Consider the following 15,866-nt stretch of genomic DNA (forward strand, 5'->3'; position numbering starts at 1 on the left):
ACGTGCCAAAGACGCTTTGCATGGATGACCGGCCTGCCCTTGAACTTCGAGCGAACCTCCGCGAATTGCGCCGAATACGATGCACCAATAAAGGGCATTCAAGCGCACAATTTTGGAGCATAAAACCAAAAAAGCATCACCAAGCCTGTCTTTAGTGCACGGCGGTCTTCTGCAACGTTCGTTTCTGGGATGGTCAGCACCAGGAGATCGGCGGCAAGAATGCCACGGCGGATCCCGGCACTGACACAACCAGGCAAATGCGCGGGACGAAAGTGAGTGCCGCTATCGGATGCAGTGGGGCACACCTTTCTGGTGAACCGGCGGGTGGCTTCTCTCGCTAGGCGATACTCGTCTTACGTGAAGGTCTGGTGCGCCTGCAACCCGGGATGGCCTCGGGTTCAGTTGTGATGCCGCCTCTGAGGGAGGGAGTTTCGAATGAGCTTGTCTTTAGTGCATAGCCGCGCCTTGTTGGGCCTGGAAGCAAGGCCGGTGCAGGTGGAGGTGCATCTTGCCAACGGCTTGCCCAGCTTTACGCTGGTCGGGCTTGCGGAAACGGAAGTCAAGGAAGCGCGTGAACGCGTGCGCTCGGCCGTCCAGAACGCCGGACTGGAATTTCCCGCCAATAAACGCATTACGGTCAATCTGGCACCCGCCGACCTTCCCAAGGATTCCGGCCGGTTCGACCTGCCCATCGCGCTCGGCATCCTGGCGGCCAGCGGCCAGATCGACGCCCGCAAACTGGAAGGCTATGAGTTCGCCGGCGAGTTGTCGCTGGGCGGCGACTTGCGGCCCATTCGGGGAGCGCTTGCCATGAGCCTCGCCCTGGCACGCCCGGAACGGCTGGCCGCCGAGAAGCTGCCGAAGCTGGTGCTACCGGAGGCCAGCGCCCAGGAAGCAGCGTTGGTCCCCGGCGCCGAAATCTTTCAGGCGCACCATTTACTCGATGTGGTGAGGCAATTTTTGCCGGGCGACACCCCCATCGAAGCAGGGGAAGGCTGGTCTCGCGTCAAGCCGATCGTGCCTTCGGGGCAGTCCCCGTATCCTGATCTGGCCGACGTCAAAGGCCAGGCGGCGGCCCGACGCGCCCTGGAAATTGCCGCGACCGGCGGGCACAGCGTACTGATGATGGGCGCCCCAGGCTCCGGAAAATCCATGCTGGCACAGCGCTTTGCGGGCCTTCTGCCGGCCATGACCACCGAAGAAGCGCTGGAAAGCGCAGCGGTGGCGTCATTGGGCGGCCGGTTCACGCTGGACAAATGGGCGATACGCCCCACCTGCGCGCCTCACCACACGGCCAGCGCCGTTGCGCTTGTCGGTGGTGGTTCCCCGCCGCGGCCTGGTGAAATTTCCCTGGCGCACCGCGGCATCCTGTTTCTGGATGAGCTTCCGGAGTTTCCGCGGGCAGCCCTGGAAGCCCTGCGTGAACCGCTGGAGTCCGGCACCATCACCATTTCGCGAGCCGCCCAGCGCGCCGAGTTCCCGGCGCGCTTTCAGCTGGTTGCAGCGATGAACCCTTGCCCCTGCGGTTACCTCGGCTCGAGCTTGCGGGCTTGCCGTTGTTCGCCCGAACAGGTGTCGCGTTACCAGGGCAAGCTCAGCGGCCCGCTGCTGGACCGCATCGACCTGCATGTTGAGGTGGGTGCGCTCGCAGCCGATGAACTGGTCAACGCGGCGCCGGGCGAGGCCACCGCCGTTATCAGGGCCCGGGTTGCCACGGCACGTGATCGTGCTATTGCCCGGCAGGGCACCACCAACCAGGCACTGGAAGGCCAGGCCATTGATGCGCAATGCCAGCTCGATGACGCGGCCGCGAAATTCCTGAACACAGCAGCAGCGCGGTTAGGGTGGTCAGGCCGCAGCATTCATCGCTGCCTGAAAGTGGCCAGGACGATTGCCGACCTCGCAGGCGCACAGGCCGTCCAGGTCGTCCACGTCGCGGAAGCCGTGCAGTACCGCCGGGCGCTCAAGGCAGCCCATTGACCGCCGCCGCACAACCGCGCGAAGGCCTGTTAATTTCAAACGTTCAATAGGTGGCAAGCACATTCAGGAACCAGCCCCGGCTGCGGTAAGACAGGTCGGTCAGGTCATCGGAATACTTGGTGAAGTTGTATCCCACCCCAACCTTCACCCCCTTGCCAAGGTGGCGATAGACACCGAGGAGCATGCCGGCTTTTGCATCCTGCGCCTCCGTGGCGCGCAGGTTGCGCCATTCAATCAGGGCGTCCCACTCCTTGACCAGGTGAAGATCCGCCCGGAAGATCAGAAGATCAGCACGGCTGGAGAACCACTCCCCGCCGGCAACCGGCATTTTCAGCTCGCCGATGCGGAACGCGTATTTGGCGCCGACGGAAAGCCACGGCTTCACGTCGTAAATCGTGTCGACGGAAAACACCTGGCTGCGCTGCGCGTAGTCGGCCGCCTGGCCCGAAGGGGTCAGCTGGCCCGCGGTCGGCACGTTGTGCAGATTGGTGTACTTGAACAGGGTGTTCCAGCGGTCGTTGTCAACCGGCCGGTAGGCGCTGCCCAGCACAAACTCATGGTAGTTACCGTCGACAAAGGCCCCCTGGCTGTTGCTTGAACGCGAGACATTGAGCTTGCCCAGCACGCGCCAGGCAGGGTCCACCTGCATGCCCACCGTGTTGCGCATCAGCCAGGTGGTACGTTCGCCGGACACATTGCTCCGGTCGTTGCGCCACTCAAGATTACCGCCGTATTTCAGGCTGTCCTTTTTGTAGCCGACAGAGCCACCGAGCGCACGGCGCCTGAGGTCACCAGCCAATGGGTCGGACACGGTTCCGAACTCGACCTTGGCGCCCCAGTTCCAGCGGTCATTGGGCGACCAGTCCATGCCAAAGGCTTGCGTCAAGCTTTGCGGGCCGGCCCCATTGACTGCACGGCCCTCGCCGAACACCCGCAATTGATCGGACACGCGGGTGCTTGCACCAGAGACCAGCGTCCCTTGGCGGCCGCGCCACGCGACATCCGGGCTTTCTGTTTCCATCGTGTACGCCAGATAGGCATTGCTCCGGTCGGAGATGCGGTAGTCGGCGCCCAGCTTGCCGCCGGCGCCCATGCTGCCGCCGGATGCTTCGCCGCTGAGCTTCACGCGTTCGCTGACTTGCAGTGCGCCACCCAGGCCGACGCGGTTGTTGGGGTCGCGCGTATCGTCACGCTCCAGCGTCCCCTGAACGTAACCGTAAGCTTCCCAGTTTTCTTTTTCGCCGGGTTTTCCACCCGCACGATCAGGCCGGTAATCCGCCCTCACCTGCGCATCCGTGCGCGATCCGGTCTGGGAAAGCAACGGACTGGCATTCGGCGTGACATTGGAACGATCGTCCGCACGGACCCCGACAGCGACTTCCCATTCGCTGTTCAGCGTCTGCCGCACCGCAAGCTCGGCGTTCTGGTTATTCTGCAGATCGCCGTCGCGCTTGTCTGCCTTGACCAGCACGCGCGTGCCCGGAGCAAGCTCCACATCGGCAGCGGCACCGGCCTGCCGGACCGCCTCGCCGCCTATGCCAATCTGCCCTGGGGCCGAATAACCGCGGTCACGGTTCTGGACATAAGAGGTGATCTTCCCCTTCATGCTGTCGGTGACTTCGGCGAGATCCACCGAGCCTTCCAGACGTTCTGCGCCGGCCGACTGGATGCCGCCGTTGTTCAGCGTGTTAAATCCAAAGCCGCCATCAAGAGAGGTTTGGGCCCCATTGCCCGGCCCCTTTGAGCGTGCCGCCTCAAACTTCAGCCAGGTGCCAGGCTTGTAGCGCAGCGTCCCGTCGATTCCCTTGAGCGTCTGGCTGGATCCTGTTTCGCCCTGGTGGTAGCTGCTGGCGCCCAGCTGCACATGGTCGTTCAGCCATTGGCTCGCGCGAATGCCGGTCGACAGGTTGTTGATGGCCGTGACGCCGGGCGCAAACTCGTATGTCGTCACGAGGTAGACCGGCTGGCCGCCTACCGCAGACGCCATGATCAGGCCGGCGCCGGCGCCAGTCGCGGACAAGGGCGACTGCAACAGAATACGGCCTTGAAGGTAGTTGATCTCGTAATCCTGCGTAGGTGCGAGCTCGCGGCGCTCGATCACCATGCCGGAGTCCTTGTCGCGGACCTCGATCCAGACGCGCTCCGAGCCCTGTGTGATGTCGAGGTGGCGCAGGTAGTACAGCGAGCCTCCCGTGCCGCGAAACTCCTCGCGCGAAGCCAGCGTTCCCGGATCGGCGGCAAAAGCATCAATCTGGGTCTGTTTTTCGCCATAGGTCGTGGCATCTTCAGAGCGGTAGCGTACCTGTGCGCCATATAGGCCGCGTGAGTATTGCATCAGCTCCGTTCCGCTCCACGAGGTCTGGAAGTTACCCCACATGACGTGCGAGTCGCCTTTTTGCAGTTTGACAAAAAACTTGCCCTGCGTCGGCGCATCATCCACCGTTGTGCTGTCATCGCCGTAGACGGGGTAATAGAGGTTGGGGTCAATACTGCGCAGAAGGTATTTGGGATCCTTGCTGGAGAAGTTGGAAAACAGGTCCTCGACAGGACCTTCCCGGGTATCGGCCGAAGCCGTCAGCAGCCATTCGCCCTTGATTTTCCCCTTGAGGTAAAAAGCGGCGCGGCCATCGACATACACCTTGTCTTCGTAGTGACTCATGTCACCTGTCACCAGTTTCGCAGGCCCGGAGACATTGTTTTTCCCGACCGTCAAATCCCCTAGTGCCAGGTAAAACCAGTCATCCGCGGCGATGTTGAGGTTGCGGCGAAAGGTGCTTGCGCGCCCGTCCGACTCTTTCAGCGTCACCTCTACAGACTGCGGACCTGCCGGCATGATTTGTTTCATGGCGAACTTGCCCTGCGCATCGATCGGCAGCTCCAGCCCCAGCGCTTCGATACGTTGGCCCGGCTTGAGATTGGTACCGTTGACCGTGACCGTGCCCCCGGTGACCGGAATATTGCGCAAAGCCAGGCTGTTTTCGCCATACCCCGTCAGCCGCTCGCGCTCGAGCTTCTCCGCATCTTCATTGACCGGCATGGCGCGCGCCAGAAGGTTCAGGGATTTCAGACTGGTCTCGTCGAAACGCCCCTGGGCGTCATAAACACGCAGGAGGTAGAACACCTGGTCGCCGGCTGTGTTGGCCGGAACGGTCCAGTTGAGCGCGCCTGACCATGTGATGGGCACGACCTCAAAAGGATGCTCCTGTGTCTTCTGCCCTGCACGGAAAAGCCGCAGTTCGGCCTTTTTGATCCAGGGAATGTAGTTTGACCAGGCCCGAAACTCCGCCACCTCGCCCTTGACCGCTGCATTGGGTGTGGCCCAGGCATTCATCACCGGCGCAATGGCCAGGCTGTCATAACGCACCTGGATGTCAGCCTTCTCGAGCGCGACGTCGGCGCACCGCTGGCCATCTGCCTCATTGGGAATCTCGGAGGCATTGATCGGCTCGCCATCAATCGTGATGCGAAACGGCACGGTAGACTGCCCCACGGCCTGTGGCGTGCAGGGCTTGGCGGCCGCCAGCGGAACAGGAACGCCCGCCGGCGCTGCGGCATCGAACCACACGCGCAGCTCGACGCGGCGATTGCGGGCCATCCCTTCAGACGTTGCGTTCAATGCCAACGGTTTGTTCTCGCCTGCACCTTCGATCGAATAAGTGATGGCGGGATTGTTCAGCTGCTGCTTGAGATAGGCTGCAACCGCCAGAGCACGGGCCTCAGAGAGCCCCTGGTTATCCCTGAAGATCCGCCTGGTTTCAGGCGCCAGACGCTGGTTGTCCGTGTGCCCGACAACAGCAATGCGCATGCCTGGAGACGATGCCCCCCTGGCGCGTATCTCGGCGGCCAGCGCTTCGATGGACGCTTTGGCGGCGGGCAGCAACTCGGCCTTGCCCGATACAAAAAGGCTCAGGCCGCTGGCTTCTTCCAGCGCCTTGTTGACGGAGGCGACGCTCTGCGGCACCTGTGCGGCGCGGCTGCGCATGCCTGCCGCCTCTTCCCGCGTAACGCCCGAAGGCAACGGGTAGCTGATGGCCGGCTGCACCTCCGAAGGCGGAGGCGCCGAGAACAGGTCGATGCGGCCATTGTCAATTCGCTTGCCGCTGACTTCGGTAGCGGCCCATACAGAAGACCCTGCACAAAGGACGCTGACGGCTACTGCAATGGTGTGTGTACGGAAATTCATTTCGCCGACTCCAGCTCGGTTTCAATCATCAAGGGATGGAGGGGTTCACTGTCTGTTTCCGCGCGCTCCTTCTTTCGCCTTTCCTTCCACAAGGCCTGTATCCGGTCGCTGATCGCCGACACGCGTTTTTCCGCAAGCCCTGCCGCCTCGGCGCCTCGGTGATAGGCAATGCGCAGGATGGATGGACGTGTCGCCAGTTGCGAAGGCAGCTTTTCCAGCACCGCGAGATACGCAGGCTGCAACTCCGTGCCGTCGTTCAGGAATGCAGCGCCGGAGAGTTCGAGCCGGACCACACGATGGACCGTCGCGCCGAAATTGAGCTTCACCATCTTGCCGCGTGTCACCCGGACATCACGCGGGTTTTCGGTTGTCAACCGATAGCCCGAAGGCAGGGTTCTTTCGTCCACCTTCATCACGAAGTTGGAACCGCGGTCAGCGTTCGGGATTGCCGCGCAAGCCACGTGGAAGCGTCCATCATGGTCGCTGGTAACCAGCAACCCGCGCGCAGTTGCAATGCGGACATTCGCGATGCCCGTCTCCCCCTCGTCCTGGTAACCATTGGCGTTCTTGTCGTCAAAGACCTTGCCGATGATGTCGGAGCAATCGAAGGTGGGATCGGGGACCACACGCACCGTCGCTGTGGCCGTGTTGGACACCTGGGCGTTGACCAGCGCATTGCGCGCTGCAACCTGGTTCACGTAAGTGCCTTCCGACACACCGCTGCCGACCACCAGCAGCATGCGCAGTGTTTTGCGCTCACCTGCGGCAAACGTGTGGCCGGCCCAGGTGAGGTTGCGTCCGCTCACCGTGGGCTCAAGTGCCACGCCATTGAGCGATGCCGAGCCGGTGCGATACCTGAAGCCCGCCGGAATCACATCCACGATGTTGATGTTGCCGAGCACCGCATTCAGTGTGTTGGTCGCCGTGATGTTGTACGGCACCAGGTCGCCACGGACCACGTTGACCAGCGGTGTGCTCTTTGTCATCACAATCGCGCCACCCAACACCGGGTCCAGCGGGATATGGTTGTTCAACACGTTGGCAGAGCCTGGAACTGCGGCGAAGGTGAACGTGTAGAAGTACTGGGTCGTGGCCGCACCGCCCGCAAGGGCCAGGGTGTTGTTGGGGCAAGCTGCGGGGTTGTGCAGCGGCACGCCCGCTGTGGGTGCGAAGTTGCTGTTCTGCACCAATGCCGGGTCTGGGCTCGGAGGCGCCAGGCCCACGCCCAGGGTCGCGGTACAGGCCGGAATAATCGCCGACGGACCGGGCAGGTAGCCCGGTGGCGACGTCACCGTCAGCGTGTACAAGGTCGCGCCTGCCGGAGCGCCGCCCAGCAACAGGAACTGGTAAGAACCATCAGCACCGGTGGTCTGCGTCAGGCTGCCGCCAATCACGTCGGCTGCGGTGAGGCCTGGGGCCGAGAGTGTGACGATGGCGTTGGGTACAGGCTGACGGCTGACCGCGTCATAAATCACCCCGCTCGGATCCAGCGGCAGGCTCTGGGCCAAGGTCGTGGTGCCAGCGGTTAGCGTAAGGCCTCTTAACGTTCCGTCGGTATTGTTCGCACCGGCCGGGTTGGAGGTCGAATTCACCTGTCCATTCGTATAGGGCAATCCGGTCTCATTGGGCACTGGGCGTCCATAGATGCGCCCGCTTGTGGGCTCCCGAAAGCGGATCTGGTAACCCGAGCCCGGCGCCACGCTGGGAAAGCTGTAAGCGCCGTTTGCGTCGGAGGTGGTGGTACCCACCACCACGCCGCCGAGTGTCAGCTCGACGATCCAGCCCGGGACCAATGGTTCACCTGGGTCCTTGATGCGGTCATGGTTGAGGTCGCGCCACACGCTGCCCTGTACCGCCGCCACATCGGAGATCGCCGTGGGGTCGGTTGCCGTGTTGTTGCCGGAAAAGCCGCTGGGCTCATTGCCGCCGGAAACCACAGCCGTGTTCACCAGGACCTGTCCGGACAAACCGGCAGCCACCGCAACACGCACCGTGATAACGGGCGCCGTCGCCCCGGATGCGATCACGCTGTTGGTGTTGCAGGTGACGGTTGTGGCGGTGTTGGAGCAAGACCACGTTGCGCCGCCATTGACGGCAGCTACAGTCATACCCACGGGCAAGGTGTCGACCACCGTCACGGTGGCGGACGTCGCCGCTGCACCGACGTTGGAGACGGTGATGGTGTAGAAGCCCGTGCTGGATCCCTGGGCGAAGCTGACCGGCGCGTGCGTTTTGGCGATCGCAAGATCAGGCGCATTGCCCGGGATTTCAGCGAAATTGTTGTCAGCCGACACGGCGTTAGCGGTGGCGAGCGGAATGTTCGAGATCGAGGACACCGGATTGACTGGCAAGGTCGCCGTTCCACCCGTGCTACCGGCAATGGTCTGGCCATTGGTCGTGCCCGTCGCCTGGGGCAACGGCTGTGTCACGGTATAGGTACCCTGGGCCAACCCGGTGAAGCTATAGGTTCCGTCGGCCAGCGTGACTGTTGACCTGGAGACAGCGAGCCCATTGATGTCGGTGCCCGTCAGATTGATCGTCTGTCCGCCGATGCCGTGATCGCTTCCATTCATCAGGCCGCTGTTGTCATAGTCCAGGAAGACCTTGCCGGAAATCGTGCCGCCATTGGACACCTCGGCGAAGTTGTTGCCGCTCGAAACCGTATTGGGCGGCAGCACGATGCTGCTGATCCGGCTCGGTGTGACGGCCGGTGTGGTCGCCGTTCCGGGTGTTCCGCCATTCGGAACAGCACCCGCGGTGGTAATGCCGTTGGAGGTGCCGGCGGGTTGTGCGGGCTCCACCACGCTGTAAGTTCCAGGCAAAAGATTGCCGAACGAATAGTTGCCCGTCGCGTCGGTGACCGTGGTCGCGATCAGTGCATTGCCTGCGTCCCTGAGCTCGATGGTGACGCCTGCGAGCGGATCGTCTGCGCCGTCCTGTGCGCCGTTGTTGTTCAGGTCCTTGAACACTTTGCCTGAAATGGTCGAAGGAACGACTTCGGCAAAGTTGTTGTTGGCGGAGCCCGAAATTTCGGCGGCTGCGCCGTCACCATTGAGAACCACGTTGGTGATCTGGCTGGTGGTAGCCGTGGGGTTGGATGCCGCACCGGCTGAACCCGTACTGCCATTGATGCCACTGATGGGGCCGGCGGTCGTGATGCCGTTGGTGGTTGCCGCGGGCTGCGCTGGCTGGCAAACGGAGTAGCTGCCGGCTGCCAGTGAGGAGAACAGGTAGTTGCCGAGCGCATCGGTGGTTCCTGTCGTCAGCAGTGCGCCACTGCAGTTTGCGCCGCTGCGCAGTTCAATGCCGACCCCGGCGATCCCCGTGTCGGTGCCGTTCTGAAAGGTGCCGTTGGGCGTGACGTTGTTGTCTCTGAAAACCTTGCCGGAGATGTAGCCAAGGGTGCTGATCGTCAACGTCGCATTGGCAGGCGCCTGGTTGTTGCCCAGATTCGTTTGCAGGGCACCGGCGGGAATGTTGTTGGTGTGTACGCCAGCCGTCAGCCCCGTCACATTGACATCAATCGTACAGCCACCTGCGGGGATCGTGCCGCCGCTATTGAGCCTCACGCTGGTGGCGTTGGCGGCAGCCACGACAGTTCCACCGCAGGAGGTCGTCATGCCCGGAGCTGCCGTCAAACGGATCTGGCCGGGTGCCGTCGGCAGGACGTCGTCAAAATCCGCGCTCAAGGTCATTGCTGCGGCATTCGTGTTGCCGATGACGATGCTCAGGCGCGATACGCCGCTTGGTGGGATCACCGCAGGGGTGAACTGCTTGCCGACGGTCGGCGGGGTGGAGGTAATGAGCTGTGCGCTGGTGGGCTCCTGGTTGGTGACGCCCTCGGTGGTAGTAATGCTCCCGGTCGGGATGGTGTTGGTGTACACGCCCGAAATGTTGCTCAGAACATTCACCGTGACGGTACAGAACCCATTGGCTGCGAGTGTGGCCCCGGTCAGGCGAACGCTGGTGGCGGACGCTGCGGCAACAACAGTGCCGCCTGCACAGGTCGTGGCCGCAGCTGGCGTAGGCGCGACGACAAGTCCGGCGGGCAATGCGTCCGTCAAGGTCATGCCGTTGAGCTGTGTGTTGTTGGGATTGTCGAAACGAATCGTCATCACCGACACCGCGCCAGGCGCCTTGGTGTCGGACCCGGTTGTGAACCCGACAGGATTGCCTGCATCCAGCGTGCGGGCGCTGAAGGCCTTGTGCACCACTACCGGTGACTTCGCGCGCAGCGTATCGCTCGTAGGCTGGGTGTTCGCCAGGGCATTGCCGCCCGCGCTTGCCGTTAGTGCGTTGGCTGGAATGGTGTTGACATAGTCGCCTTGCGCCGCCACAAAGACGTCGATTTCCACCTGGCAGGTTGCTGGCACATTTCCGGCCGCGGCGACGATGATGCCGCCCGAAAGTTGCACCGTGTTGGCCGTCGAAGAGACCGTCGCACCCTGACATGTCGTCGTCGGATTCGCGCCACTGGGAACAGTCACGCCGGCCGGCAAGGTGTCGGTGACCGCCAGGTCGCTGACGGGCTGTGAAAGCGGGTTATAGAAAGTGATGCGCAAGCGGGACCGGGTACCCGGCGCCACCACGTTGGGCGTGAACTGCTTGACGATGCCAATGTTCGTGCTGATCGCCAGGCTGGTCGTTGCCGGGTTGGCATTGGTCAGGTTCTGGTCGGTGATGATGGCACCGGGCGGAATGGTGTTCGTGTTGCCACCGGTTACGGCAGACGTCACGTTGACCGATATCTGGCAGGTCGCGTTTACCGCCAGGTTTGCCCCTGACAGACGGACCGATCGCGCGCCCGCCGCAGCGGTCACAACCCCGCCCGGGCACGTCGTTGCGGTTGCCGGGGTAGGTGTCACCACCCACCCATTGTTGGTGCCGCCTGCAACACCGCCGACCGTGAAGTAGTCGGTGATGTCCAGGTTGGTAACCGCCTGGGACCCGTTGGATATGTTGATCGTCAGCCGGCTCACCTGGCCGGGGAAGGCCAGGGAACTGATGGAAGTCGTTTTGCTGACGGCCAGGCCGGTGGGGGCATTGAAAAGCAGCGTGCCGACAACGGCGGTGACATTACGCACGCCGCCGTCCGCGAGGATGCCGTTGGGAGGGATGCTGTTGACCCAGTTCGCGGCACCTGTTGCCACCACATCAAACAGGAAGGCGCAATTTCCGCCGCCCGCCACATTGGCACCGGTCAGGGTTGCGCTGCCTGCCCCTGCAACAGCCGTGATGGATGTGCTTCCCGCGCAGGTCGTCTGCGCATTGGGCGGGGTGGCCAGCACCATGCCCGCCGGGAGTGGGTCGGTCACACTGACGTTTGTCAGTGCAAGCGCGCTCGAATTCAGGAGCTGAACCGTGACCGTTGATTTGCCGCCCGAGGACACGCTGGGTGGATTGAAGCTCTTGTTCGCGGTCAGCGCGGAGGTGTAGGTCAGCTGGGGGGTGTTGGTTGATACCGTACCCAGTGTGTGTGTCGTGCCGTTCCCGTAGGTTTCGGTGCCGTCGACCGTCGCGGTGTTGTTATAAACGCCGGCCGGCCCTACGACATCCACCTGCAAGTTACAGCTGCCGTCCGCACCCGTGCCGTTGTTGGCGCGAGCCGGAACGGTGCCGCCAGTGATGCCGATCGAAGTGGAACCGGCAACCGCCGTGATGGCGGGGGCGCCGCAGGTGCTTGCCGCGTTGGCCGGATTGGCGATGCGAAGCTGCCCCCCACCGCTGGTTGCCAATTGCAGAGTATCCGAGACCGCAACGTTGGTCAGTGGGTTCGCCGACTTGTTCGTCAGCGTGATGGTCATGCGGACAATGGTTCCCTCGGCAAACGTGCTGGCGCCGGGAGAGGACTGGGCAAACGCCTTCGTTGCAGCGAGCACGGGCGGGTTGGTGCCTACGCTGGTGGAGTTGGAAGCACCCCCGTTGCAAGTGGCGCCGCCGTTGTAGCAAACCCCACCGGCAGCGATGACGTTGTTCGAGGTGGCCACCGCAACAGTGGACGCCATGGCCCACATGGTGATGGTGCAGGCACCCGGTACGCTGACACTGGTGCGGGCCGGGACGGTGTCAATGGTAAAGACCGGCGCATTGCTGCCCAGTGCGCTCGCAGAGTTGACGTTGCCGCAGCCCGCGCTGACAGTCGGCGTGTAATTCAAGCCGTTGATCGTGCCGGTGAGGAATGTCTGGCCGTTGGTGAAGTTGTCCGTCACCGATACGGTATTGATCGCACCAGCGCCGAAGTTTTGCACGGTGATCTGGTACTGGATCGGGTTGCCCGGCGCCACAGGTGTCGTGGGTTGTACCGATTTGAGAACACGGAGGTCGTCGGCAACCAGGATGGTGGCCGATACCGCCTGGCTCTTGATGGCGGGATCGCCCACATCCACGGCGCCTTGGGGGATGCTGTTGGTGTAGGTCACCGGCACGCCGTTCACCTGAACAGCTGCGGTGAAGTTCACTGTCACCGTGCAGCTGCCATTGGCGGGAATGGTCCCGCCGGTCAGCCTGACGCCTTTGTTGCTGTTGATCGCGGCAGCGGCGCCGCCCGCACAGCTGGTCACCGCCGATGTGACGTTTAACCCTTTTGTCGGGTCGACGCCACCAATCCCGTCGATCGGCGTGTCATCAAAGGTGGTGACAGTCAGTGGCGTATTGCCGCTATTGCTCAAGGTGAGGGTAAGAAAGCCCGTGGCACCGCTTGAAAGGGAGGTGCTGGGCGTAAAGCCCTTGGACACACCGAGCGGAGACCGGACCGTCACGCTGGCCTGCGCATTGGCCTGGGCGGGCAGTCCAAGCACATTGGTGAAGTCGGTGCTCCGGTTGATGATGTTGTTCTGGGCACCGGTCGAGAACTGGCCGTTGGTCTGGTTCGCCTCCACATTCACAACGAAGGTGCAACTCCCGTTTGCCGGCAGATCTCCGGTGCCGGTCACACTGGTTGCGCCCGCTGCCGGTGCGGGATTGAAGGCCGGTACCGGACCGCTGGTGCAGGTTGCATTCGCGCCGGGCGTTGCCGCGACCTTCATGATGGCGCTGCCACCGAGCTGGGGAAAGTTATCGGTGATGCTGAACCCGGAAATTGCCACCGGGTTCGGGTTGACCAGCGTGATGGTCAGAGGTGTCGAAGCGCCTCCCAGTACCAGCGTCGAGCTGGTGAATGCCTTCGAAATTTGCGGTTGCTGCAGCGCCCGCACCGTAAAGGTCTGCGACACGTCTCCAACGTTGCTTCCGCCGGTACTGGTGACCGCGCCATTGAGGATTTGATACGCATAGGAGGTTGCGTTGCCGGTCGAGGTGCCGACCGTCACCGGAATATCGATGACACACTGGCCGTCAATCCCGCCGGCGGCGGCAGGTATGGTACCGCCAGCCAGGGCAAGCGCCTGAGTTCCCGGGTTGGCGGTCAAAGCCCCACCGCAACCATTTATGGCCGCAGACGCAACGCTGAGGCCGTTGGGCAGAAGGCCAGGCAGGCTGTTGCTGAAGTCCACGTTGGTGGCGGGCACCGGATCGCTGTTGGACAAGGTAATCCGCAAGGTTGCCGTCTCGCCGGGATACATCCCCTGTGCCGGAATGATCGCGGTCACCGAAGCCGTCAAGGCTTGGGCCGCAACGGGCATCAATCCAATGGCCAATCCGAGAGCCGCAGCACGAAGCAAGGAGCCGGCAGAGGCTTTCGCCAGAAATTTCGAGGACAACATAGGCAGTTCGACTCTTTGAATGCTTGGGAACCGTGCCGGTAGGCAGTCCGCAGGAGCACCGAGTCAACGCTGGCAGAGGACGTACAGCGTTCACTCGGCATGTCTCATGTCAGACAACATACAGGTAACAAACAGTACGAAGATTAACTATGTTGCGATTTTTCTAATACTAAATTTACTACTTTGTTAGTCTGAAGTGACAGAAGTGGAACTTTTTAACAACCCTATTAGTTGTATATGTTTCCTTATGTAATTTTTCGTTGTGCCGATGCAAACCAAGTGGACATTTTTGGCAGCAGGCGGAAATACCCGAAGAAACCGCTGTTGAGCCAGGCGTGACTGCGGCTTTTGTGAACGGAATCCCTCACAACGGACAGAGGGCGGTATCTACGGCCCATGCAGCTCCCGCAAGCGGGAATGGCCAATAGCACCCGTGCGACACGCGCCGTACATGCACCGGCTGTCGAACGCAGACAGGTTGCCTGCGGCAAGGACTGCGCCTTTGAGGTTCGTCAGCCCTGATGCTTTTTCCTTTTGGATGGGTGTCGCCAGACCCTGGAACGGCCACTAAATCCGGACTTCGGGAGTCCGACCTTCACACAGCGCAGGTCAACCTTCTCGCTGAGCTTTCAAGGGATTTTTTTTGCGCGCTGACGTTGGGGCCGGCGCGTCTTCCACCAGCGCGCAAGGTGCACCCTCAAGTCCTGATGCGGATGGGTGATGCGCCGGATCGCGCCGGCATAATCCAGCGCCAACCCGGGTGTCCACGCGATCGATTCGGCACGCACCCGAACGCTTCCGGCCAGCCACATGTCGGGGTGAAAGGCCAGGCGCAGCAGGGTTCGCCAGAAAGGTTTGTCGGCAAATACACCTTCCATCGCGGCGTCGATAGCCTCGGTCACGACCACCGAGCAGTTGCGGTGCGTCAGGTTATAGGTGTCGTCCTGACGGTACGCTTCCCAGAATGACTGCAGGTGGCCGCGGTTAAACAGGCGAAAGCGGATGCGAAAGGTTGAAGGGCGCGTCGCACCGGCTTCCTGCTCATAAGAAGGAAGCCACATGCCTGGATGGTCATTGCTTTGTGTGGCGCGCACCTGGTCGACAAGATTGCGCTGCGTGATGGTCAGGCGCACGCGTGGATGGTGGCTGATATACAGCTGCGGCCCGCACTCCAGCGCGACATGGCCGGTAGTAACGCTGCCCTTGCGGGAGAGGGCCGCGATGTACCGGTCGACCAGCGGAAGCCGGATGCGTTCTTCGCTTTGATCCACGGCGGTCCAGATGTGAACCACCATCTGTTCGCCGGACATGCTGGCACCTGCGGGCGGGGGGGATAGCGGCGTACTGGCACCCATCTCCCTTTTCCTTTTATAGAGCTCGATGGCCGCAAGCCGTGACCCCGGCGGCAAGCGTTGCAGGCGCCAGGCGCCGCGCATCACGACGTAGCCGCCCGCCATCAGTGCAAGGCCGGTGCAAAAAGACACGTTCATCGCGGAAGGCAGGGGCCAGTCGGTCACCAGCAATATCGCCATGACCAGATAACCCCAACCGATGATGTTGGAGATGCGCCAGTTCGGATACCGGATCAAAAGACTTGACGCAATGCGGACCAGTCCATTGAAGGTAAATGCGGCGGCGAAAAGAACGCCTGCAGCAATCGAATTGTCCCAGGGGAAGTCCAGCAGCAGACAGGCAAACACCACCATGGCCGCGCCGCGCAACATTTCAAAGCGCCGCCGCGCACGCGTGTGTGTGGTGCCTATCACCAGTTCCACCAGGCCTTGCAACAGCAACACGGCGCCGAACACCCAGCCGGCCATGTCGGTCACACCATCGACCAGGTCTATCAGCACCACGACACCCAGCAACACCGCGAGCAGGCCCGCCACCAGAAAGATCTTCCAGCGCTTCACGAGCGCATCGCCGCCAAAAAGGGTTAGTGCAAGTCTGAACATGTTGGTACGGTGGCCGCCGGGGCCGTGCCACGCGTCAAGGGAATGCGT

At 62.2% G+C, this 15,866-nt stretch carries 4 protein-coding genes; 1 reads left to right on the forward strand and 3 read right to left on the reverse strand.

Annotation, left to right across the window (positions count from 1 at the left end):
* Positions 1-435 precede the first annotated feature (435 nt).
* The gene (locus ACXJKE_RS16870; RefSeq protein WP_457281750.1) at positions 436-1,980 is read left to right on the forward strand and encodes a YifB family Mg chelatase-like AAA ATPase; all 1,545 of its coding nucleotides are present in this window, start codon (positions 436-438) and stop codon (positions 1,978-1,980) included.
* 43 nt (positions 1,981-2,023) lie between these two features.
* Here the strand turns inward: ACXJKE_RS16870 and ACXJKE_RS16875 are convergent, their stop codons facing one another.
* The 3 genes from ACXJKE_RS16875 to ACXJKE_RS16885 form a co-directional block, all read right to left on the reverse strand.
* Positions 2,024-6,163, reverse strand: coding sequence for an OmpA family protein (locus tag ACXJKE_RS16875; RefSeq protein WP_457281751.1), 4,140 nt, complete (start codon positions 6,161-6,163; stop codon positions 2,024-2,026).
* Positions 6,160-13,863, reverse strand: coding sequence for a beta strand repeat-containing protein (locus ACXJKE_RS16880; RefSeq protein WP_457281752.1), 7,704 nt, complete (start codon positions 13,861-13,863; stop codon positions 6,160-6,162). The genes ACXJKE_RS16875 and ACXJKE_RS16880 overlap by 4 nt, the downstream gene beginning before the upstream one ends.
* Positions 13,864-14,492: 629 nt before the next feature.
* Positions 14,493-15,818, reverse strand: a complete 1,326-nt coding sequence (locus ACXJKE_RS16885; protein WP_457281753.1) for an HdeD family acid-resistance protein — start codon at positions 15,816-15,818, stop codon at positions 14,493-14,495.
* Positions 15,819-15,866 lie beyond the last annotated feature (48 nt).

Source organism: Polaromonas sp. P5_D5, assembly GCF_054049435.1.

Excerpts from the sequence above, each read along its gene's own strand:
- ACXJKE_RS16870 (WP_457281750.1), top strand. The coding sequence starts at position 436 with ATGAGCTTGTCTTTAGTGCATAGCCGCGCCTTGTTGGGCCTGGAAGCA.
- ACXJKE_RS16875 (WP_457281751.1), bottom strand. The coding sequence starts at position 6,163 with ATGAATTTCCGTACACACACCATTGCAGTAGCCGTCAGCGTCCTTTGT.
- ACXJKE_RS16880 (WP_457281752.1), bottom strand. The coding sequence starts at position 13,863 with ATGTTGTCCTCGAAATTTCTGGCGAAAGCCTCTGCCGGCTCCTTGCTT.
- ACXJKE_RS16885 (WP_457281753.1), bottom strand. The coding sequence starts at position 15,818 with ATGTTCAGACTTGCACTAACCCTTTTTGGCGGCGATGCGCTCGTGAAG.